Origin of the sequence: Pseudomonas sp. ANT_J28 (assembly GCF_008370005.1) — a bacterium.
GTDB classification, from domain to species: Bacteria; Pseudomonadota; Gammaproteobacteria; order Pseudomonadales; family Pseudomonadaceae; genus Aquipseudomonas; species Aquipseudomonas frigoris.
This window is the reverse complement of the sequence record NZ_VOBM01000042.1, coordinates 34,872-58,797: the sequence shown is the minus strand read 5'-3', so window position 1 is coordinate 58,797 and position 23,926 is coordinate 34,872. Positions and strand designations below refer to the sequence as shown.

At 62.9% G+C, this 23,926-nt stretch carries 3 protein-coding genes; all 3 read left to right on the top strand.

Annotated elements, in window-relative coordinates; translation table 11 throughout:
• Positions 1–132 precede the first annotated feature (132 nt).
• Complete coding sequence (locus tag FQ187_RS24200; protein WP_149631407.1) at positions 133–867, top strand: thioesterase II family protein; 735 nt, start codon at positions 133–135, stop codon at positions 865–867.
• Between the two features lie 172 nt (positions 868–1,039).
• Entirely contained in the window at positions 1,040–12,028 is a 10,989-nt protein-coding gene (locus FQ187_RS24195; RefSeq protein ID WP_149631406.1) for a non-ribosomal peptide synthetase, read from the top strand.
• Complete coding sequence (locus FQ187_RS24190; protein WP_149631405.1) at positions 12,028–23,790, top strand: non-ribosomal peptide synthetase; 11,763 nt, start codon at positions 12,028–12,030, stop codon at positions 23,788–23,790. Before FQ187_RS24195 ends, FQ187_RS24190 begins: the two co-directional genes overlap by 1 nt.
• Positions 23,791–23,926 lie beyond the last annotated feature (136 nt).

Sequence of the window (23,926 nt, the reverse complement as noted above, 5' to 3'; positions counted from 1 at the left end):
TGGGTCAAACAACATCAACGTTGACTGACACACCGCATTCGCGAGCAAGCCCGCTCCCACATTTGGATCTTCGACTAATTCGAGACCGACCTCATCCGTTCCTTTAACAGACAACTTTTCGAGGTGAACCCGGTGACCCAGCTGACATTGCTCTGCCTGCCCTATTCGGGCGCGAGTGCCATGGTCTACAGCCGCTGGCGGCGCAAACTGCCGGAGTGGCTCAAGCTGCAACCCGTGGAGCTTCCGGGGCGTGGCGCCCGGTTTGGCGAACCCTTGCACACCGACATGCGACGCTTGGCGCTGCAACTGGCGCAAGAACAAAAAGCCACGCTCAAAGCGCCGTATGCGCTGTTTGGCCATAGCCTTGGCGCGTTGCTCGCCTGTGAGATGGCCCATGCGTTTCGCTCGCTGGGCTGTCCGGAACCGGTGGCGCTGTTCGCTTCGGGCACCGCCGCGCCGTCCATGCGGGCCGACTACGATCGCGGCTTCGCCGAACCGAAAACCGATGCCGAACTGATTGAGCAATTGCGCACCCTCAATGGCACCAGCGAAGAGGTGCTGGCCAACGACGAGCTGATGAGCCTGACGCTGCCGGTCCTGCGTGCGGACTTTCTCCTATGCGGGCGCTTCGAGCCGCATCAGCGTCCCTTGCTCAAGTGCCCGGTTCACGTGCTCGGCGGCAAGGCTGATCGCGCCACCACCGAACAGTTGATCGGCTGGAGAAAGGAAACCCACGGTAGCTTTTCGGTGGACATGCTCGCTGGCGGACACTTCTTCATCCACGAACACGAAGCCAAGGTGTTGCGGGTGATCAAGGATCAGTTGGACGTTCATCATCGGCGGCATGCCATGGCGGCTGTCGGTTAGCCCAATCTCAAACATCACCCGCTCCCACATTTTGATTTGCAGCAGCCTCACTATCCTCGCCATAGCCCTCCTTTCTGATACTTGTTCTCATTCGCTAATTTTTCCGGTCTGCATTCGTTTTATAGGGACGACGTGCCTTTGTGCTTCCCGCCACTGATCCGGATGCTTAGAAATGAATGCTGAAGACTCCTTGAAACTTGCTCGCCGGTTTATCGGGTTGCCCCTGGAAAAGCGCCAGTTGTTCCTTGCGGCCTTGCAAAAGGAAGGCGTTGATTTCGCCCGGTTCCCCATTCCTGCCGACGCCTGCGCCGACGATCGACAGGCGCTGTCGTACGCCCAGCAACGCATGTGGTTTCTCTGGCAACTGGACCCGCAAAGCGGCGCGTACAACCTGCCCGGTGCGGTGCGTCTGACCGGGCAGTTGAACCTGCCCGCGCTGGAGCAAGCGTTCGCCAGCCTCGTTGAACGTCACGAAACCCTGCGCACCGTGTTCCAGCGCCAGGCCGACGACACGTTGCTGCAAGTACCGGCCAGCGCGCCGCTGGTCATCGATCTGGTGGATTTCAGCGCGTTGCCGGTCATTGAACGCGAGCGAGCAGTCGCCCAAGCGGCCGAGCAGCAATCGGTGCTGCCGTTTGATCTGGCAACCGGCCCATTGCTGCGCGTCACCTTGCTCAAACTCGCCGAGCAGGAACACGTCCTCCTGCTGACCCTGCACCACATCGTTTCCGATGGCTGGTCGATGAACGTGCTGATCGACGAATTCATCCGCTGCTACGACGCCTTTGAAGCGGGCGAACAACCGCAACTCGCGCCATTGCCGATCCAGTACAGCGACTATGCGTTGTGGCAACGTCGCTGGCTGGAGGCGGGCGAGCAGGCGCGTCAACTCGACTACTGGCAGGCGCAACTCGGCGACGAGCACCCGGTGCTGGAACTGCCCGCCGATCATCCGCGCCCGGCGATGCCGAGCTATCGCGGCACCCGTTACGAGTTCGCCGTCGACGGTCAGTTGGCCGAGCAACTGCGGGCCACGGCGCAGAAACACAACATCACCCTGTTCATGCTGCTGCTCGGCGCCTTCAACGCGCTGCTGCACCGTTACACCGGGCAGACCGACATCCGCGTCGGCGTGCCGATCGCCAACCGTAACCGCGCCGAGATCGAAGGCCTGATCGGCTTCTTCGTCAACACCCAGGTGCTGCGCACCCAGCTCGACGGCCAGACCCGCGTCGACGACCTGCTGCGCGCCATCAAGGAAACCGCCCTCGGTGCCCAGGCCCATCAGGATTTGCCGTTCGAGCGCCTGGTCGAGGCGCTGAAACTGGAGCGCAGCCTCAGCCACACGCCGCTGTTCCAGGTGATGTACAACCACCAGCCGCAGGTCGCGGACATTTCCACGGTCAGCACCGCGTCCGGTCTAGTGCTGGGCGTGATCGAATGGGAAGGGCGCACCACCCAGTTCGATCTGACCCTCGATACTTATGACCTCAACACCAATGAAAAGCGCGGCAAGCTGCACGCCGCGCTGACTTACGCCAACGACCTGTTCGACGCCGCGACCATCGCGCGCATGGCGCAGCACTGGACGCATTTGCTGCAGGGCATGGTCGGTGATTCGCAGCAACGCATCAGTGATTTGCCGCTGCTTGAGCGCGCGGAATACCAGCGCATCGTGCATGACTGGAACCGTGCTGACGAAAGCTTCCCGCAAGACCTGTGCATTCATGAGCTGATCAGCCAGCAAGTCGCCGCGAACCCGACTGCGTTGGCGGTGACCTTTGCCACGAAGCAGCTGACTTACGCCGAGCTCGACAATCAGGCCAATCGCCTGGCCCACAGGCTGATCGAATTGGGTGTCGGCCCGGAAGTCCGGGTCGGCGTGGCGATGCAACGTTCCGACAGCTTGTTGGTCGCGTTGCTCGCGGTACTCAAGGCCGGTGGTGCATACGTGCCACTGGACCCGGACTACCCGGCCGAACGTGTTGCCTACATGCTCGAAGACAGCCGCGCCCTGGTGCTGCTGACCGAGCAAGCTGTCGCCGCAACATTGACCGTCACCGCCGACACCCAAGTGTTGCTGATGGACGATAGGGCGTGGGCTGCTTACCCAGGCAACGCGCCGGTGACCCGCGTCACGCCGGACAACCTCGCCTACGTGATCTACACCTCCGGCTCCACCGGTAAACCCAAAGGCGTGGCCATCGCCCATCGCAACGTGCTGGCGCTGATCGACTGGTCGAAATCGGTCTACAGCCGTGAAGACATTCAAGGCGTATTGGCCTCGACATCGGTGTGCTTCGACCTGTCGGTGTGGGAGCTGTTTGTGACCCTCGCCAACGGCGGCTCGGTGATCATCGCCCGCAATGCCATGGAATTACCGCAGCTGCCGGCCCGGGATCAGGTGCGCCTGATCAACACCGTGCCGTCGGCGATCAATGCGTTGCAGCGCGACGGGCAGATCCCGCCGAGCGTGCACATCATCAACCTCGCCGGCGAACCGTTGAAGCAGAGCCTGGTGGACGCGCTGTATCAGCAGTCGACGGTCGAGCATGTCTACGATTTGTACGGTCCGTCGGAAGACACCACCTATTCGACCTGGACCCGCCGCGAGGCCGCTGGCCGCGCGAACATCGGCCGGCCACTCAAGCACACCGCCAGCTATTTGCTCGATGCTGACCTGCAACCGGTGCCGCAAGGTGTGTCCGCCGAGTTGTTCCTGTCAGGCGCCGGCATCACCCGCGGTTACCTGGCGCGTCCGGGCATGACCGCCGAAAAGTATGTGCCAAACCCGTTTTCCAGCAATGGCGAGCGCCTGTACCGCACCGGCGACCTGACCCGTTATCAGGCCGACGGCGCCTTGCAATACGTCGGTCGCATCGACCATCAGGTCAAGGTCCGTGGCTTCCGTATCGAACTGGGTGAAATCGAAGCGCGGCTGTTGCAGCAGGACGCGGTACGCGAGCTGGCGGTGCTGGCGCAGGACGGCGTCAACGGTCAGCAACTGGTCGCCTATATCGTTCCAACCGATCTGGCGTTGCTGGGCGACATCGACGCTCAAGCGACCCAGCGTGAAACCTTGAAAGCCGCGCTGCGCCAACACCTGCCGGACTACATGGTCCCGGCGTTTCTACTGTTCCTCGAACAGCTGCCACTGACTCCCAACGGCAAACTCGACCGCAAGGCCTTGCCAGCGATTGACGGTTCGCAGCAACAACGCGAACACGTCGCGCCGCGCACGGCGATGGAAAAATCCCTGGCCGCGATTTGGCAGGATGTGTTGGCCATCGAAAATGTGGGTCTGGAAGACAACTTCTTCGAACTGGGCGGCGACTCCATCGTTTCCATGCAAGTGGTCAGCCGTGCGCGTCAGGCCGGGATCGTGTTGAGCCCCAAAGACCTGTTTCAGCACCAGACCGTCCGCAGCCTGGCCCAGGCCGCCCGCAACGGGGAGCAACCGTTGATCGATCAAGGTCCGGCGGTTGGCGCGGTGGCGCTGGCGCCGGTGCAACAGAGGTTCTTCGAACAAGCGATCCCCGAGCGTCAGCACTGGAACCAGTCGCTGCTGCTGGTGCCGCGCGAGGCGTTGAGCGTTGAGGCGCTGGATCGCGCTCTTGAGCAATTGCTGACCCATCACGACAGCCTGCGCCTGCGTTATGAACAAACCGCCGAAGGCTGGCAGCAAATCTACGCCGCCCCGACCACGGAGTCGGTGTTGTGGCAGCGTCAGGCGCAATCGGTCGAGGATTTGAACGTTCTGTGCGACGAAGCCCAACGCAGCCTCGACTTGCAGCACGGCCCATTGATGCGGGCGCTTCTGGTAGCGATGGCCGACGGCACTCAACGTTTGCTGCTGGTCATTCATCACTTGGCGGTGGACGGTGTTTCCTGGCGCGTGCTGCTGGAAGACCTTCAGCAGTTCTACAGCGGCAGCCATGCTTCGATGGCGAAAACCAGCACCTATCAACGCTGGGTCGCCCGTCTGCAAGCTCACGTTCCTGCCTTTGAAAACAGCCTCGGTCACTGGCAGACCCAACTGCGCGACGCACCATCCGATCTGCCGTGCGACCGCCCAACCGGCGCGCTGGAAAACCGATTCGAACGCAAACTCGAACTCAAACTCGACGCCGAACAAACCCGCAAACTGCTGCAACAGGCCCCGGCGGCGTATCGCACCCAGGTCAACGACCTGCTGCTGACCGCGCTGGCGCGCGCGGTTTGCCGCTGGAACGGGCAGGGCAGCACGCTGATCCAGCTCGAAGGCCATGGTCGCGAAGACCTGTTCGATGACATCGACCTGACCCGCACCGTCGGCTGGTTCACCAGCCTGTTCCCGGTCAACCTGATGCCATCGAGCGATCTCGGTGCGTCGATCAAATCCATCAAAGAACAACTGCGTGCAGTGCCGGACAAAGGCCTCGGCTATGGCGCGCTGCGCTACCTCGGCACCCCGGCGATTCGCGCCGAATTGGCCGCGTTGCCGCAACCGCGCATCACCTTCAACTACCTGGGTCAGTTCGACCGTCAATTCGACGACGCGGCGATGTTTGTGCCGTCCACCGAAGGCAACGGCATCGCGCAAGATCCATCGGCACCGCTGGGCAACTGGCTGACGGTCGAAGGCCAGGTCTATGGCGGCGAGTTGTCGCTGAGCTGGGGCTTCAGCCGTGAGATGTTCGACACCGCGACCATCCAGCGTCTGGCGGACGAATACGCGCTGGAACTCAACGTGTTGATCGATCACTGCTGTGCCGTTGAAGCGCCGCAAGCCACACCGTCGGACTTCCCGTTGGCGCGGATCAATCAGGCGCAACTCGATGCACTACCGGTGGCTGTTTCGACCCTGGAAGACCTTTATCCACTGTCGCCGATGCAGCAGGGCATGCTGTTCCACACCCTGTACGAACCCGAAGTCGGCGCCTACATCAGTCAGCTGCGTCTGGACATCCAGGGCCTCGATCCAGTGCGATTCGCTCAGGCCTGGCAAACCGCGCTGAAGCGTCATGACATCCTGCGCAGCAGTTTCCACTGGCAGAGTCTCGACGCCGCGCACCAGGCGATTGTCCGCCACGTCGCGTTGCCGCTTGAAGTGCTTGAAGCGACCGACACCGATGCGCTGGCCGACGCTGAACGCGCCGAAGGTTTTGAACTGGGCAGCGCGCCGCTATTGCGCTTGAAACTGGCCCGCACGGGCGTCCATGACTGGCACCTGATCTACACCAGCCACCACATTTTGATGGACGGCTGGAGCAACGCACAGTTGCTGGCCGAAGTGATCCAGCACTACGCCGCCGGGCAATCACTGCCGGCACCGGCCGGGCAATATCGCGATTATCTGGGCTGGTTACAGCAGCAATCCGCCGCAGCGGGCGAGCAGTTCTGGACAGCAACATTGGCGCCGCTGGAAGCGCCAACGTTGCTGGCCGAAGCGTTGCGGCCACCGGTAGGCGCCGAGGGCAGTGAGGAATACCGCGTCACCCTCGACAGCCGCGCGACCCAGCGTCTGGCCGAGTTCGCCCGTCAGCAGAAAGTCACCCTCAACACCTTGCTGCAAGCGGCCTGGAGTCTTTTGCTGCAGCGCTACACCGGTCAGGATTGCGTGGTGTTCGGCGCCACGGTCGCCGGGCGTTCGGCGCCGCTGCCGGGGATCGAAGAGCAGCTCGGGCTGTTCATCAACACGCTGCCGCTGGTGTGCGCGATCAAGCCGGATCAAACCGTCAGCCAATGGCTGGGCGAGCTGCAAGGGCTGAATCTGGCCATGCGGGAATTCGAGCATGTGCCGCTTTACGACATTCAGGGTTGGGCGGGGCAGCAGGGTTCGGCGCTGTTCGACAGCCTGCTGGTGTTCGAGAACTTCCCGGTGGCTGAGGCGCTGAAACAGGGCGCACCGGCCGGGCTGTCGTTCAGCAACCTGCACAACCATGAGCGCACGCACTATCCGTTGACCTTGGGCATCGAATTGGGCGAAGGCCTGAGCCTGGACTTCAGCTACGACGCGGTACGGTTCAGTGCGGCGCAGGTCGCTGAGTTGTCGGCCAATCTGCAGCATCTGCTGACGCAACTGGTGGCGCTGCCGGACGCGGCACTGGGCACGCTGGAACTGCTCGATGTCGATGGCAAAAACGCGGTACTCGCGATCAGTCAGCCGGTGACGGTTGAGTTATCCACAACGCTTTTGGTTCACGAACAAATCGCGGCTCAGGCTGCCGCCACTCCGCAAGCATTGGCATTGCAGGTCGATGGTCAGACCTTGAGCTACGGCCAGTTGAACGCGCAGGCCAACCGCCTGGCACATCGCCTGATCGACAACGGCGCTGGTCAAGGCAAGCGTGTCGGTCTAGCGCTGCATCGCGGCCCGCAGCTGATCGTCAGCCTGCTGGCGGTGCTCAAAACCGGTGCGGCCTATGTGCCTTTGGACACGAAATACCCGGCTGAACGCCTGGCGTACATGATCGACGACAGCCGTCTCGACGTGCTGCTGTGCGAGTCCGGTCTGCTGGAAGAGGTGCCCGGCGTGCTACGCCTCAGCCTCGACGCCAACGCCGGCTACTCCGACAGCAATCCGCAAAACCATGCGGTCTCCGAAGATCTGGCCTACATCATCTACACCTCCGGTTCCACCGGCCAACCCAAAGGCGTGGCCATCGCCCATGCCGCGCTGCGCGAGTTCTGCCGGACCGCCGCCGACTATTCGCGGCTGTCGGCCTCGGACCGCGTGTTGCAGTTCGCGACCTTCAGTTTCGATGGTTTCGTCGAGCAATGCTTCCCGGCGTTGTGCGTCGGCGCGGCGTTGATCATGCGCGGCGACGATGTGTGGGATGCCGGGCGACTGGCCGCCGAAATCGTCCAGCAAGGCATGACCGTGGCGGATTTGCCGGCGGCTTACTGGTACTTGCTGGCCCGCGAATGCGCGAGCGGTGTGGTGCGCAATCTCGGTGAGTTGCGCCAGGTTCACGTCGGTGGCGAAGCGATGTCGGTTGAAGGTCTGCGCTCGTGGCATCAAGCAGGTTTGAGTCATGTGCGTTTGCTCAACACCTACGGCCCGACCGAGGCGACCGTGGTGTCCAGCATTCATGAATGCCATCTCGAGGATGCCAGCGACGCGTTCGGCATCCCGATTGGTCGAGCCATCGCCGGTCGCGCGCTGTACGTGCTGGACGCTGCCGGTCAATTGCTGCCAAACGGTGGCGTTGGCGAATTGTGCATCGGTGCGCCGGCCAGCCTGGCGCAAAGCTACTTCGATCGCCCGGCGCTGACCGCTGAACGTTTCCTGCCAGATCCTTTCGCCCGTGAGCCGGGCGCGCGGCTGTACCGCAGCGGCGACTTGGCGCGCTACAACGCTGACGGGAATCTGGAATACGTCGGCCGCATCGACCATCAAGTGAAGATTCGCGGTTTCCGCATTGAAATGGGCGAGATCGAAGCCTGCCTGCAAGCCCGTGAGGACGTGCGCGAAGCGGCGGTCATCGCTCAGGACGGCACGCAACTGGTGGCGTATGTCGTGGCCAACGGCGCGGTGGTTTCAGAGACGGAATATCTGCAAGGCCTCAAGGCCGTCTTGCGTCAGTCGCTGCCGGAATACATGGTGCCGAATCACCTGATCCTGCTGGCCAAACTGCCGCTCAACAACAACGGCAAACTCGATCGCAGAGCCTTGCCGCGAGCTGAAGCTGGCGATGCACAACGTGCGTTCGTAGCCCCGGCCGAAGGGCTGGAAACGCAACTCGCGCTGATCTGGCAGGACGTGTTGCAGGTCGAACGCGTGGGCCGTGACGACAACTTCTTCGAGTTGGGTGGACACTCGTTGCTGGTGCTTCAGGTGATCTCTCGCGTGCGTCAGCAGTTGCAGCTCGAACTGTCTGTAAGCAGCCTGTTCTCCGCCGCCAATCTGACGGAATTTGCCGAGCGTGCGGCACTGGCGAACGCCAGCGGCCAACCGGTGCTGCAACGTGCAGCGGTCGATCAGCCACAAATTCTGTCGTACGCCCAACAGCGCCAATGGATTCTCTGGCAACTGGACCCGCAAAGTTCGGCCTACAACATTCCCGCCGCACTGCGCCTCAAGGGAACGCTGAACCGCGAAGCCCTGCGCGAAGCCTTTGCGCAATTGCAGGCCCGTCACCAAACCCTGCGCACAACCTTTGAGCAGGACGGCCAGCAGGCGCGTCCCGTGCTGCACGACAATCTGGCGCTGCAACTGGAGGAACGCACGCTCGATCAGTCGTCGATCGACAATGCCGTAGCCGAAGAAATCGCCCGTCCGTTCGACCTGCGCAACGGCCCGCTATGGCGCGTGTTGCTGCTGCAAGTGAACACCGACGAACACGTGCTGGTGCTCACCGTGCACCACATCGCTGCCGATGGCTGGTCGATGCAGGTCATGGTCGATGAGTTCAGCGCGCTGTATCAGGCGGCCGTTGAAGGCAAGGCTGCGAACCTGTCGCGTCTGCCGGTGAACTACAGCGACTACGCCCGTTGGCAGCGTGACTGGCTGGAGGCCGGGGAGGGCGCACGCCAACTGACGTGGTGGCGCGAGCAACTGGACGGCAGCCAGGCACCGCTTGAATTGCCGAGTGAACTGACCCGTTCGGCCCGTCGCACCGAGCGCGGCGCCAGCCTGGTGTTGAACGTTGACCGCGAATTGCTCGCCGGTTTGCGTCAACGCGCCCAGGAACAGCAGGTGACGCTGTTCATGCTGTTGCTGGCGAGTTTCCAGACCTTGCTGCATCGCCAGAGCGGGCAGCCCCGCATCAGCGTCGGCGTGCCGAGCGCCGGGCGTTCGCGCCTCGAAACCGAAGGCCTGATTGGTTTCTTCATCAACACCCAAGTGCTGAGGGCCGAGATCGACGGGCAGCAGACTTTCAGCACCTTGCTGCAACAGGTCAAGCGTGTGGCATTGGGCGCTCAGGCCCATCAGGACTTGCCGTTCGAGCAGTTGGTCGACACCTTGCAGCCGGACCGCAGCCTCAATCACAGCCCATTGTTCCAGGTGCTCTATAACCATCAGCAGCAGTTGGGTGCGAGCGTTGAGCGTAGCGTCGCCGACTTGCAGGTCGAGCGTTTGCACTGGCAGCAGCACACCACGCAATTCGATCTGGTGCTCGACACTCAAGAGCAGGGCGAAGCGCTGGATGCCAGCCTGACCTACGCCACGGATTTGTACGATGAGGCGTCGATGCACCGCCTCGCCGAGCAGTGGCTGAACCTGTTGCGAGCGGTGGTCGCCGATCCGCAGCAGCGCGTCGCCGAACTGCCATTGCTGCAAGCACCGCAACGCGATGCGTTGATCCAGCACTGGAACCCGACGTTCCAGGCGCAACCGCCGTCGCCAACCTTGCATCACTTGTTCGAAGTTCAAGCCGCACAACGGCCGAACGCAATCGCGCTGGTTTACGAAGGCGTGCACCTGACCTACGCAGCGCTCAATGCTCAGGCCAATCGACTGGCGCGCAAACTGCGTGAACAAGGCGTCGGCCCCGAGGTGCGCGTCGGCATCGCCACCGAGCGAGCGATGCCGCTGGTGGTTGGCTTGCTGGCGATTCTCAAGGCGGGTGGCGCCTATGTACCGCTCGATCCGCAATACCCGGCCGAGCGCCTGAGCTACATGATCGAAGACAGCGGCATCACGCTGCTGTTGACTCAACAACACCTGATCGACGGTTTGCCGGCCTGCGACGGCGTGCAAGTGCTGAGCCTGGAGTCGTTGCAGCTGGACGCTTACAGCGACGACAACCTGTCGGCGCTGGCGTCCCCGGACAATCTCGCCTACGTGATCTACACCTCCGGTTCCACCGGTCGCCCGAAGGGCGCATTGCTCAGCCACGGCAACGTCGGGCGTCTGCTCACGGCCACCGCTGACGAGTTCAACTTCGGCCCGGACGATGTCTGGACGCTGTTCCATTCCTACGCCTTCGATTTCTCGGTGTGGGAGCTGTTTGGCTCGCTGTGCACCGGCGGGCGCGTGGTGATCGTGCCGTATTACATCAGCCGTGAGCCGCAAGAGTTTCACCGCTTGCTCTGCGATGAAGGCGTGACGGTGTTGAACCAGACGCCGACTGCGTTCCGCCAGTTGTTACCGATTGCCTGCGCCAGCGAGCGAAACCTGGCGCTGCGTCAGGTGATTTTCGGCGGCGAAGCGCTGGAAGTCGCGAGCCTGCGTCCATGGTTCGAACGCTTCGGCGACCAACAGTCAACCCTGGTCAACATGTATGGGATCACCGAAACCACGGTGCACGTGACCTACCGCGCCATCCGCCTGGCCGATCTCGACGGCAAGGCCCAAAGCCCGATTGGCCTGCCGATCCGCGACCTGCGCTGGTACTTGCTCGACAGTCAGTTGCAGCCGGTGCCGGTGGGCGTGGCGGGTGAGTTGTACATCGCCGGCGCTGGCCTGGCGCGCGGTTATCACGGACGTTTCGGCCTGACCGCCGAGCGCTTTGTGCCGAGCCCATTCGATGCGTCGCAGCGTCTCTATCGCAGCGGCGACCTGGCGCGTCAGCGTGCCGACGGCAGCATCGATTACCTCGGCCGGATCGACCAGCAAGTGAAGATCCGTGGCTTCCGCATCGAACTGGGTGAAATCGAAGCCGCGCTGCTGGCCCAACCGGGCGTGCGCCAAGCGGTGTTGAGCGTGCATACCGGCGATGGCGGCCCGCAGCTGTGCGCCTACGTCGTGGCCGAGCAAACCCCGCACGACCCGATTGCCTGGCGCGACAACCTGCGTGCCGCGCTCAAGGTGGATCTGCCGGATTACATGGTGCCGAGTCACTGGCTGCTGCTCGATGCCTTGCCGCTGACCGGCAACGGCAAGCTCGACCGCAAGGCCTTGCCGGTGCCCGACGCGCAGGAATGGCAGCGACCGTTCGAAGCTCCCGAAGGCGATCTCGAACAGCAATTGGCGGCGATTTGGGCCGACGTGTTGGGCGTGGCGCAGATCGGCCGGCGCGACAACTTCTTTGAACTGGGCGGGCATTCGCTGCTCGCCGCCCAGGCCAGTGCCCGTGTGGAACTGGAGCTGGGCATCGAGCTGCCGCTTCGCGCGCTGTTCGAATCCACCGACCTTCAGGCTTATGCCGCCATGGCCGGGCAACACGCCCCGGCTGACAACGATGCACGTCTTGATGCGCTTGAGTCGCTTCTCGACGAGATGGAGATCAACTGATGGAACACACCACTGCCCAGCGTATCGCCACCCGCTTCGCCGGCCTGCCTGCCGACAAGCGCCGCGAGTTTCTGCAACGCATGCAAGAGCAGGGCGTGAGTTTTGGCCAACTGCCGATTCCGCCCGCTGGCGAGCCGCAAACGACCTTCGAACTGTCGTACGCGCAGCAGCGCCAATGGTTCCTCTGGCAGCTTGATCCGCAAAGCTCGGCGTACAACATTCCGGCCGCCTTGCGTTTGCAGGGGCCGCTGAACGGAGCGGCGTTGCAGCAGAGCTTCGACGTGCTGCTGGAGCGTCATCAGAGCTTGCGCAGCCGTTTCGTCGAGGATGATGGTCAAGTGGTGCAGACACTGGCCGGGTTCACTTCGCTGCCGATCGAACAGATCGACCTGCGCGGTGAACCTCAGAAACAGCGTCTCGATCTGGCCATGAACGCGGTCGAGCAGGCCATCTCCCGGCCGTTCGATCTTCAGCACGGCCCGCTGTTGCGGGTCAGCCTGTTGCAACTCGATACCGAAGACCATGTGCTGTTGCTGACCCTGCACCACATCGTCACCGATGGTTGGTCGATGGGCGTGTTGGTCGAGGAGTTTTCCCGGCTCTACGCCGCGCATTGCCAAGGGCAGAATGCAGCGCTGGAAGCGCTGCCGATTCAGTATTCCGACTACGCCCTGTGGCAACGCCGCTGGATGGAAGCGGGGGAACTGGAGCGTCAACTCAACTGGTGGCGTGAAACACTGGGCAGCGAACAACCGCTGCTCGAATTGCCGACAGACCGTCCGCGTCCGGCGCAACCGAGTCAGCGCGGTGCGCGTCTGGATTTCGCCCTCGATGCGACCTTGGCCGGCGGTCTGATGAGCCTGGCCAAACAGCGCGGCGTCACGCCGTTCATGCTGTTGCTGGCGAGCTTTCAGGCCTTGCTCTATCGCTACAGCGGCCAGTCCGACCTGCGGGTCGGCGTGCCGATTGCCAACCGTAATCGCGCGGAAACCCGTGGCCTGATCGGTTTCTTCGTCAACACCCAGGTGATGCGTGCTGAACTGGACGGACGTCTGCCATTCAGCCAATTGCTCGACCAGACCCGCGCAGCTTCGCTGGACGCCCAGGACTATCAGGACTTGCCGTTCGAGCGTCTGGTGCAAGCCCTGCAAGGTGAGCGCAGCCTGAGCCACAGCCCGTTATTCCAGGTGATGTACAACCACCAGCAAGCCAAACCGGCGGCGGTCAGCGGTTTGCTCGCAGGGTTGCGCGTCGAAGCGCTGAACGCCACGGCGCACACCACGCAATTCGACCTGCAACTGGACACTCAGGAAGAGGGCGACAAGCTGTTCGCCAGCCTGACGTACGCCACCGATTTGTTCGATGCCGAGCGCATCGAGCATTTAGCGCGTCATTGGCGGAATTTGTTGGCCGGTGTGCTGGCGAACCCGCAATGCCCGCTCGCCGAGTTGCCGTTGCTGGATGCCGACGAGCGTCTGCGCATCCTCGATGACCTGAACGACACGGCTCAAACCTATCCGGGTGAGGTCTGCGTGCAGCGGCATTTCGAAGCGCGCATGGCTGAAAACGGGGAGGCGACGGCGCTGGTGTTCCAGGGCCAAAACCTGAGTTACGCCGAGTTGAACTTGCGCGCCAACCGTCTGGCCCATCACTTGCGCGCCCAGGGCGTTGGCCCGGAAGTGCTGGTGGGGATTGCCTGCGACCGCTCGTTTGAAATGGTCGTCGGCCTGCTGGCGATCCTCAAGGCAGGTGGCGCTTATGTGCCGCTGGACCCGGAGTACCCGATTGATCGCCTGAGCTACATGATCGAAGACAGCGGCATTTCGTTGTTGCTGACTCAGGAGCATCTGCTGGCGCAATTGCCGACGCCGGACAACGTGCGCACCTTGTGCCTTCACGCCGAGGCCGATTGGCTGAGCGATCTGCCGGGCTCCGATCTGCCCAACCTTGCTGTCGCAGAAAACCTCGCCTACGTGATTTACACCTCCGGTTCCACCGGCAAACCCAAAGGCGCGGGCAACCGCCATGTGGCGTTGCATAACCGTTTGGAGTGGATGCAGCAAGCCTACAACCTGCTGCCGAGCGACCGCGTGCTGCAAAAGACGCCGTTCAGTTTCGACGTGTCGGTGTGGGAGTTTTTCTGGCCGCTGATGAAGGGCGCCACCCTGGTGATCGCCGCACCGGGCGAACACCGCGATCCGCAACGCCTCGGCGCGTTGATCGTCGAGCAGGCGATCACCACGCTGCACTTTGTGCCGTCGATGCTCTCCGCATTCATCGGTGCCGACGAGGCGCTGGCTTGCACGTCTTTGCAACGGATCATCTGCAGCGGCGAAGCGCTGCCGATGGAGCTGCAACGCCAGACCTTGCGCCGCCTGCCGCAAGCCAATCTCTACAACCTGTATGGCCCGACCGAAGCGGCCATCGACGTGACCCACTGGACCTGCGTGGAAGAGGGGCGCGACAGCGTGCCAATCGGCCGCCCGATCGCCAACCTGCGTACCTGCATTCTCGACAGCGAATTGCAACCGTTGCCGCTGGGCGCGGTGGGCGAGTTGTACCTGGGCGGCGTCGGTCTGGCTCGCGGTTATCACCGCCGTGGCGCGCTGACTGCGGAACGTTTCGTGGTCGACCCGTTCGGCAGCGGCGAGCGCCTGTATCGCACCGGTGACCTGGCGCGCTATCGCGCTGACGGCGCCATCGACTACTGCGGGCGTATTGACCATCAAGTGAAGATTCGCGGTTTGCGCATCGAACTGGGCGAAATCGAAGCGCGCCTGCAAGAACATGCCGACGTGCAGGAAGCCGTGGTGCTGGCCCTCGATGGCCCGAGCGGTAAGCAATTGGTCGCGTACATCGTGCCGCAAGATCGAGCCTTGGTCAGCGCCGATGCCGAGCAGCAAGGCGCGTGGCGTGAAACCCTGAAAAGCCATCTGCTGGCGAGCCTGCCGGACTACATGGTGCCGGCGCAGACCGTGCTGATCGAACAAATGCCGTTGAGTCCGAACGGCAAACTCGACCGCAAACGCCTGCCAGCGCCGACCGCACACGTCAGCCAACGCGCCTTCGAAGCGCCCCGCAGCGAACACGAACAGGTGCTGGCGCAGATCTGGCAGGACGTGTTGGGCGTGGAGCAGGTCGGGCGTCAGGACAACTTCTTTGAACTGGGCGGCGACTCGATCATTTCCATTCAAGTGGTCAGCCGTGCCCGTCGTGCCGGCCTGAGCCTGCAACCGCGGGACCTGTTCCAGCAGCAAACCTTGCAAGCGCTGGCTACGGTAGTGAAAGAACAGGCTGCACCGCTGGCGCAACAAGGGCCGGTGGACGGTGTGCAAATACTCACGCCGATTCAGCGTTGGTTCTTCGACGAGCCGATTCCGCAGCGTGCGCACTGGAACCAGGCGGTGCTGCTGGTGCCGCGTGAAACCCTCGAACTTCCACGCCTGCAAGCGGCGCTGCAACGTCTGCTCAAGCAGCACGATGCCCTGCGTTTGCGCTTCAGCCAGGTCGATGGCCAATGGTCGGCGCGTTACGTCGGGGCCGACAGCGCCGATGTGATCGACATGCTCTGGACCGCCCGCGTGGCCAGCGATGCCTCGCTGGAATCGGTGTGCGACGAAGCCCAGCGTAGCCTTAGCCTACAAGACGGTCCACTGCTGCGCGTGGCGTTGATCGCCCAGGCGGATGGTTCCCAGCGGTTGCTGTTGGTGATCCACCATTTGGCGGTGGACGGTGTGTCCTGGCGGGTGTTGCTGGAAGACTTGCAGGCGGTTTATCAAGGGCAAGACCTGCCGCCGAAGACCAGCGCTTTCCAGGCTTGGGCCGACAAGCTTGACGCCTATGCCCGTTCCGAAACCGCTGCCGGCGAACTGAACTGGTGGCAAGCGCAACTGAGCGTCGCCAATGGTTCGCTGCCGGCCGCCAACGCCCAAGCCAGTCAGGCCGGGCATCTGCGCCAGGGCGTCAGCATCGGCCTGGACCGAGAGCAGACCCGCCAGTTGCTGCAACAGGCGCCAGCGATCTACCGCACCCAAGTCAACGACCTGCTGCTGACCGCGCTGGCCCGCACCCTCAGCCGCTGGACTGGTAACGATTCGGCACTGATTCAGCTCGAAGGCCACGGCCGCGAAGAGCTGTTCGACGACATCGACCTGACCCGCACCGTCGGCTGGTTCTCCAGCCTGTTCCCGGTACGCCTAACGCCGACCGCCGACCTCTCGGGTTCGATCAAGGCGATCAAGCAGCAACTGCGCGAAATCCCCGGCAAAGGCATGGGCTACGGCCTGCTGCGTTACATGGGCGATGCCGCGACCCAAGCGGCGCTGGCAGCGTTGCCGCAAGCACGCGTGACGTTCAACTACCTCGGCCAGTTCGACCAGAGCTTTGCCGACGACGCACTGTTCACCCCGGCGCGCGAATCCAGCGGTGCCGCGCAATCGGCGGACGCACCGTTGCCAAACTGGTTGTCGGTGGACGGTCAGGTCTATGGCGGTGAACTGAAACTCGACTGGACCTTCAGCCGCGAATGTTTCGATCAGTGTGAAATCGAAGCACTGGCTGCGGATTACCAAAGCGAGCTGCTGGCGCTGATCGCCCATTGCCTGAGCGATGGCGCGGGTGGCGTGACCCCGGCGGACTTCCCGTTGGCGCGCCTGACCCAGGCGCAACTCGACGGTTTGCCGGTGCCACCGGCGCAGATCGAGGACCTGTATCCGCTGTCGCCGATGCAGGCCGGTTTGCTGTTCCACAGCTTGTACGAATCCGATTCCGGCGCCTACGTGAACCAGCTCAGTGTCGAAGCCCGTGGCCTCGATGCCGAACGGCTCGGCCGCGCGTGGCAAGCGGTGCTCGACACTCATCCGATCCTGCGCAGCAGCTTCCATTTCCCCGATGGCTTTGAAGCGCCGGTGCAATTGGTGCATCGTCACCTGCAATTGCCGCTGACTTGCCTCGACTGGCGCAGCCGCAGCGATCAGGCCGAAGCGTTGGTTCAACTGATCGACAGCGAACGCTTGCAGCTCGATTCGACTCGCGCGCCGTTGATGCGTTTGACCCTGGTACGACTCGACGATGAGCGTCAGCAACTGATCTACACCCACCATCACTTGTTGCTCGATGGCTGGAGTAATTCGCTGCTGTTAAGCGAAGTCCTGCAGCGTTATGCCGGGCAAGACGTGCAGGCACCGAATGGGCGTTTTGCCGATTACATTGGCTGGCTGCAAAGTCAGGATGCCCACGCCGACGAGATCTTCTGGCGCGAGCAACTGGCGACCCTCGACAACCCGACCCTGCTGGCCCAGAGCCTGGCCCATGGCGACAGTAAAAACCTGTCGACGGCAGAGTTCGCCGACCACCGCCAGACCTTCGATGTCGCCACCAGCCAACGCTTCAGCGACTTTGCCCGTCAGCAAAAGGTCACCCTCAACACCTTGGTCCAAGGTGCCTGGGCACTCTTGCTGCAACGCTACAGCGGTCAACGCAGCGTCGCCTTCGGCGCGACCGTGGCGGGGCGGCCGGTGGACCTGCCGGGGGCTGAAAGTCAGCTCGGCCTGTTCATCAACACCCTGCCGGTGATCAGCTCGCCGGACGCGGTTGAAAGCGTCGGTCAATGGCTAACCCGTTTGCAGGCGCAGAATCTGGAACTGCGTGAGCATGAATTCACCGCATTGGGTGACATTCAGCGTTGGGCCGGGCGTGCCGGCGAGCCGCTGTTCGACAGCCTGCTGGTGTTCGAAAACTTCCCGGTGGCTGAAGCCTTGCAGCAGGGTGCGCCGGCCGGTTTGAGCTTCTCGATTCCACAGAACCACGAACGCACCAACGTCCCGCTGACGCTGGCGGCCACTGCCGAAAGCCAGCTCAGCCTGAACTGGAGCTACCAGTGCGCCCACTTCAGCGGCGAGGCGATTGCTCGCATGAGCGAGCATCTGGCCGCGTTGCTGGCGGCGATGGTCGCTGCGCCAGACACTGCATTGAGTGAACTGGACCTGCTGACCGCGCCGGAACGTGCGCAACAGTTAGTGGAGTGGAACCCGCCGTTCACCGCAACGGAAAACCCGCTCTGCGTGCATCAGTTGATCGAGGCCCAGGCCGTCATCCGACCAGACGCCACGGCACTGATCTTCAACGATCTGGAATTGAGCTTCGACCAACTCAACCGTCGCGCCAACCAATTGGCCCATCGCTTGCGCGCACTGGGCATCGGCCCGGAAGTGCGGGTCGGCCTGGCGATGCAGCGTTCGCCTGAGATGATCATTGGCCTGCTGGCGATCCTCAAGGCCGGCGGCGCGTACGTGCCGCTGGACCCGGCGTACCCGGCCGAGCGCCTGCGTTATCTGATGGGAGACAGCGGCATTTCGTTGCTGATCAGCCAATCATGGCTGCGAGAAAAACTGCCCTTGCCGGAAGGCTTGTCGGTGCTGGAAATCGACCACGAGCCGCTGGAGCAAATGTCGGAAGCCAACCCGGTCAACCTGACCTGCGGCGAAAACCTCGCCTACCTGATTTACACCTCGGGCTCCACCGGACGGCCGAAAGGCGTCAGCGTAGCCCAAGGTCCGCTGGCCATGCATTGCCTGTCGATCGGCGAGTTGTACGGCATGACCCCGGACGATCGCGAGCTGCAATTTGCCTCGATCAGCTTCGACGGCGCCCACGAGCGCTGGCTCACGCCGCTGGTGTTCGGTTCGGCAGTGATGCCGCGCGATGACGAGTTGTGGAGCGTGGAACGCACCTGCGCCGAGATCGAAAAGCATGGCATCACCATCGCCTGCTTCACCCCGAGTTACCTGTTGCAGATGGCCGATTTCATGGGCGAAGCGGGGCGTGATCTGCCGATCCGTTCCTACACCCCGTGCGGTGAAGGCATGGCCAAACATGCGTTCGACGAGGTCCAGCAGGTGCTGCAACCCAAGCGCCTGATCAACGGCTATGGCCCGACCGAAACGGTGATCACGCCGCTGATCTGGCTGGCGTATCCGGATACCGAATTCGACTCGGCGTTCATGCCGATTGGCCGGCCGGTCGGCAACCGTAGCGCCTATATTCTGGACGGCGGCTTGCAGCCGTTGCCGGTTGGCGTGGCGGGTGAGTTGTACCTGGGCGGCGAGGGCGTCGCGCGGGGTTACCATCAGCGTCCGGACCTGACCGCTGAACGCTTCGTGCCGGATCCGTTCGTGCCAGGTGCGCGTTTGTATCGCAGTGGCGACCTCGCGCGGTTCCGCGCTGATGGCGTCGTTGAATACCTCGGTCGTATCGACCAGCAAGTGAAGATTCGCGGGTTCCGTATCGAACTCGGCGAAATCGAAGCCTGCCTGCTGGAACACGAAGGCGTGCGTGAAGCGTTCGTGATCGATCGCGAAGGCCCGGTGAGCCGCCAGTTGGTTGGCTACATGGTGCCCCGCGATCCGCTCGCCGATGAGCACGATTTGCGTGAAGCGCTGACGGCTCACCTTCGCAGCCGTCTGCCGGCGCACATGCTGCCGGCGCATTTGATGTGCCTGGCCGCGTTGCCGCTGACGCCGAACGGCAAACTTGATCGCCAAGGCCTGCCAGCGCCTGAAGCAACCCGGCAGAACCACGATCAAGTCGCCGCTGCGTCGCCGGGCGAAGCGTTGCTGGTGGCGATCTGGCAAGAGCTGTTGGGGCTGGAGTCGGTGGGCGTCACCGAGAACTTCTTCGAGCTGGGCGGTGACTCGATCATCTCGCTGCAAGCGGTGAGTCGCGCCGGGCAGCGCGGGCTGGTGTTCAGTCCGAAGCAACTGTTCGAGCAGCAGACCATTCGGGCACTCGCTGCGGTGGCGAGCAGCCGTGAAGCCGCGTTGATCGAAGTGCCGAAAGTCGAGGCTTTTTCGCAGGTTCCGCACATCGACATCGCTGCCCGTGAAGGGCTGCAAGACTTGTATCCGCTGTCGCCGATGCAGCAAGGCATGCTGTTCCATTGCCTCGATTCGCCGGAGCTGAACCCCTACGTCAACCAGTTGAGCGTGGCGGTGGACGGGTTGCAGGTGCCGCGTTTCCGCGCCGCTTGGCAAACGCTGGTGGAACGTCATGAAGTGCTGCGTGCGGCATTCCGCTGGCGCGATGGTTTGGCCGATCCGCTGCAAGCGGTGTTCGCCGACGTCGAGTTGCCGATCGAAGAACTCGACTGGCGTGACCGCACCGACACCGAACAGGCCTTGAGCGAACTGGCGGCGGCGGAACAGGCCAAAGGTTTCGACCTGAGCTGCCCGCCACTGATGCGTTTCATCCTGGTTCGCCTGGGTGATGACCGTTACCAGATGATCTGGATCTACCATCACTTGTTGCTGGACGGCTGGAGCGCCTCGCGTCTGCTGGGCGACATGTTGCGCCTGTACCACAACGACACTCTGCCGACCCTGACCGGTCGCTACGCCGACTACATCGCCTGGCTGCAACGTCAGGACGGCGCGCAGGCGCAAGGGTTCTGGCGCGAGCGCCTGGCGTTGCTCGAGGAACCGACCATTCTGGCCAAGGCTTCGGGGGCCGCAGGTTCCGGTCACGGCGTGATGTACAGCAACCTCGACGCCGAGGCGACGCGCAAACTGCATAGCTTCGCCAAACGTCAGCGCGTGACCCTCAACACACTGGTGCAAGGCGCGTGGCTGTTGCTGCTGCAACGCCACAGCGGTCAGCGCAGTGTCGCGTTCGGCGCCACGGTGGCGGGGCGTCCGACCGGGTTGGCCGGTGCGCAGGACATGCTCGGTCTGTTCATCAACACCTTGCCGGTGATCCAGACGCTTGATCCGCAACAGCCGTTGGGCGAGTGGTTGCGTGCCTTGCAGGATTACAACCTGATGGTCCGCGACTACGAGCACACGCCGTTGTCGGACATTCAGCGCTGGGCCGGGCAGGGTGGCCAAGGCTTGTTCGACAGCATCATCGTGTTCGAAAACCATCCGGTGGATCGCGCCTTGAAAGGAGGTGAGGAAGGTGAGCTGCGCTTTGCCGAAGTCGGCAGTGGCGGGGTGACCAACTTCCCGATGGACTTGATGGTCAGCGCCAACGAAGAAGGCCTGGAGGTTGAGTACCTGTTCCTGCGTGATCGCTTCAGTGACGTGGAAGTAGAGCGGATTCGTGCGCAGCTCGAGGGTTTATTGCGTGCGTTGCCGGAGGATGCCACGCGCCTGCTTGGCAACATTGGCTTGCCTGAGGCGCGTTTGAGTCTGCCGCAGGTGTCCGACGACAACGCTGATTTGCTGCACGCGTTCAATCAGCACGTGCGCACTCAACCACAGAAAATCGCGTTGATCTGCGAGGATCGGGAAGTCAGTTATGCACAGCTTGAGGCACAGGCAAATGGGTTGGCGCAGCAACTGATCGGTCGCGGCATCGGGCCGGAAAGTCTGGTGGCAGTGGCGCTGCCGCGTTCCGAACGCACCATCGTTGCGTTCCTCGCGGTGCTCAAGGCCGGGGCAGCTTATCTGCCGCTGGACTTGGCGTACCCGGCCGAGCGACTGGCTTACATGCTCAGCGATTCGGCCGCCAGCCTGTTGCTTTGCGACAGTGATCTGGGCGAGCGACTGACCCTGGCTGATAGCCCGCCACGGCTGTTGCTCGATCAGCTGGCCATTGCTGGCAACACCGAATGCCCAGTTTCCAATCCGCTTGCGGGGCACCTGGCGTACCTGATTTACACCTCCGGTTCCACCGGCCAACCGAAAGGCGTGGCCGTGGCGCGCGGACCGATTGCCCGGCATTGCTGCGGCATCATCGAGCTCTACGAACTGGCGCCGCGCAGTCGCGAGTTGCACTTCATGTCGTTCGCTTTCGACGGTGCTCAGGAGCGCTGGCTGAGTGTGCTGTTGGCCGGCGGCAGTCTGGTGATCCGCGATGACAGTTTGTGGACGCCGGAACAAACCCTGGAAGTGCTGCATCGTCACGCCGTCAACGTGGCCTGCTTCCCGCCGGCGTACCTGCAACAGATGGCCGAGGTGGCTGAACGTCTGGGCAATCCACCCGCGGTCGAGGTGTACTGCTTTGGCGGTGATGCGGTGCCGGAGGCCAGTTTCGAGCAGGTCAAACGCGCCTTGCGTCCGCAGCGTCTGGTCAACGGTTACGGCCCGACCGAAACCGTGGTCACGCCTTTGTTGTGGCGTGCCGAGGTCAGCGAAACCTGCGATGCGGCGTATGCGCCGATTGGTCGTGGTGTGGCCGGGCGGGGCTTGTACGTGCTGGATGCCGATCTCAATCCGCTACCGGTCGGTGTCAGCGGCGAGTTGTACCTGGGCGGCGAATGCCTGGCGCGCGGTTATCACCAACGCCCCGGCATGAGCGCCGAGCGTTTCATCCCCGACCCGTTCGAGGCCGGTGGCCGCATGTACCGCACCGGCGACCTGGTGCGCCAGCGCGAGTGCGGGTTGATCGACTATCTGGGGCGTCTCGACCAGCAAGTGAAGATCCGTGGTTTCCGCATCGAACTGGGCGAAATCGAAGCCCGTCTGCGCGACTGCGCCGGGGTGCAGGATGCCGCCGTGGTGGTGCACGACACGCCGACCGGCAAGCAATTGGTGGGTTATGTGGTGGCGGCCGGTGCTGTTGGGCTTGATCGTCGCTTGAAGTCTGAACTGCAAGCACAACTGCCGGACTACATGGTGCCGGCGCGAATCATGGTGCTGGAGCGCTTCCCGCTGTCGGCCAATGGCAAGCTTGATCGTCGCGCATTGCCTACGCCTGAATGGGCGCTCGGCGGTTATCGCGCGCCGCGCAACGCACTGGAAACGGCGCTGACCGCGATCTGGCAAGAGGTGCTCGGCGTGCCGCAAGTGGGCATCGACGACAACTTCTTCGAACTCGGCGGCGACTCGTTGCAGGTGCTCAAAGTCATTTCGCGGGTACGCAGTCAGCCGCAACTGGGCTTTGAATTGAAGCTGCGCGACCTGATGCAGAAGCCGTGCATCGCCGAACTCAGTGGCTATCAGGCTGCCGAACCGGCGTCTGCGCCGGACCCGTTGCTGGCGCTCAATGCGCGGATCCCGAACGTGCCGGCGCTGTTCTGCCTGCACGCCGGGTTCGGCACGGTGTTCGACTACGAACCGCTGGCCCGCCGACTGGAAGGACGGCGCACGGTGTACGGCCTGCAATGCCGCATGCTGCTTGACCCGCAGTGGCAGGACGAGTCGCTGTTGGCGATGGCGCAAGCCTATGCGCAACGGATTCGCAGTCAGCAGGCCAAGGGGCCGTATTACTTGCTGGGTTGGTCATTGGGCGGGGCGTTGACGCAACTGGTTGCTCACGAACTGGAAACCCAGGGTGAGACGGTCGCGTTTGCCGGGCTGGTCGACAGCTACGTGGCGGGCTCCGCAGAAGCGGGGGACTGGCGCGAGGACCTGGGTGACTTCCTGAAATTTGTGCTCGGTCTGCCGGCCGATGAGGCTCAGGCGCTGATTGCGCTGAAAGCCGCTGACCTGAATGAGCACGAGGGTTCCACGGCGGTGATCGAGGCGGCCATGCACGGCTCCAATGAGCAAGCGGCGTTGGGCGTGGGGGAACTCACGCAGATCTTCGCCACCGGCTCACGTCTCAAGCAATTGGCACTGGCGCATCGGCAACTGCCGGCGATTCAGGTCACGGCGCATCGCTGGTGGGTGGCCGAGCGCGACGACGAACGTCGGGTGTTCGAGGCCCAGGTTGGCAGCCACGGCGTTGATCGCTTGTTGGCGGGCGGGCACTACGAGCTGCTGCGCGGTGAAGAGTTGCTTGACGAGCTTGAAGACTTGCTGGAACGCCGGCCAGCTATCGCATAACCCCCTGTGGGAGCGGGCTTGCTCGCGAAAGCGGTGTGTCAGGCAACATCAATGTCGCCTGAGATTGCCTCTTCGCGAGCAAGCCCGCTCCCACAGGATTCTCGCTCGTTTCAAAATTGTGTATTGCCCGATTTTT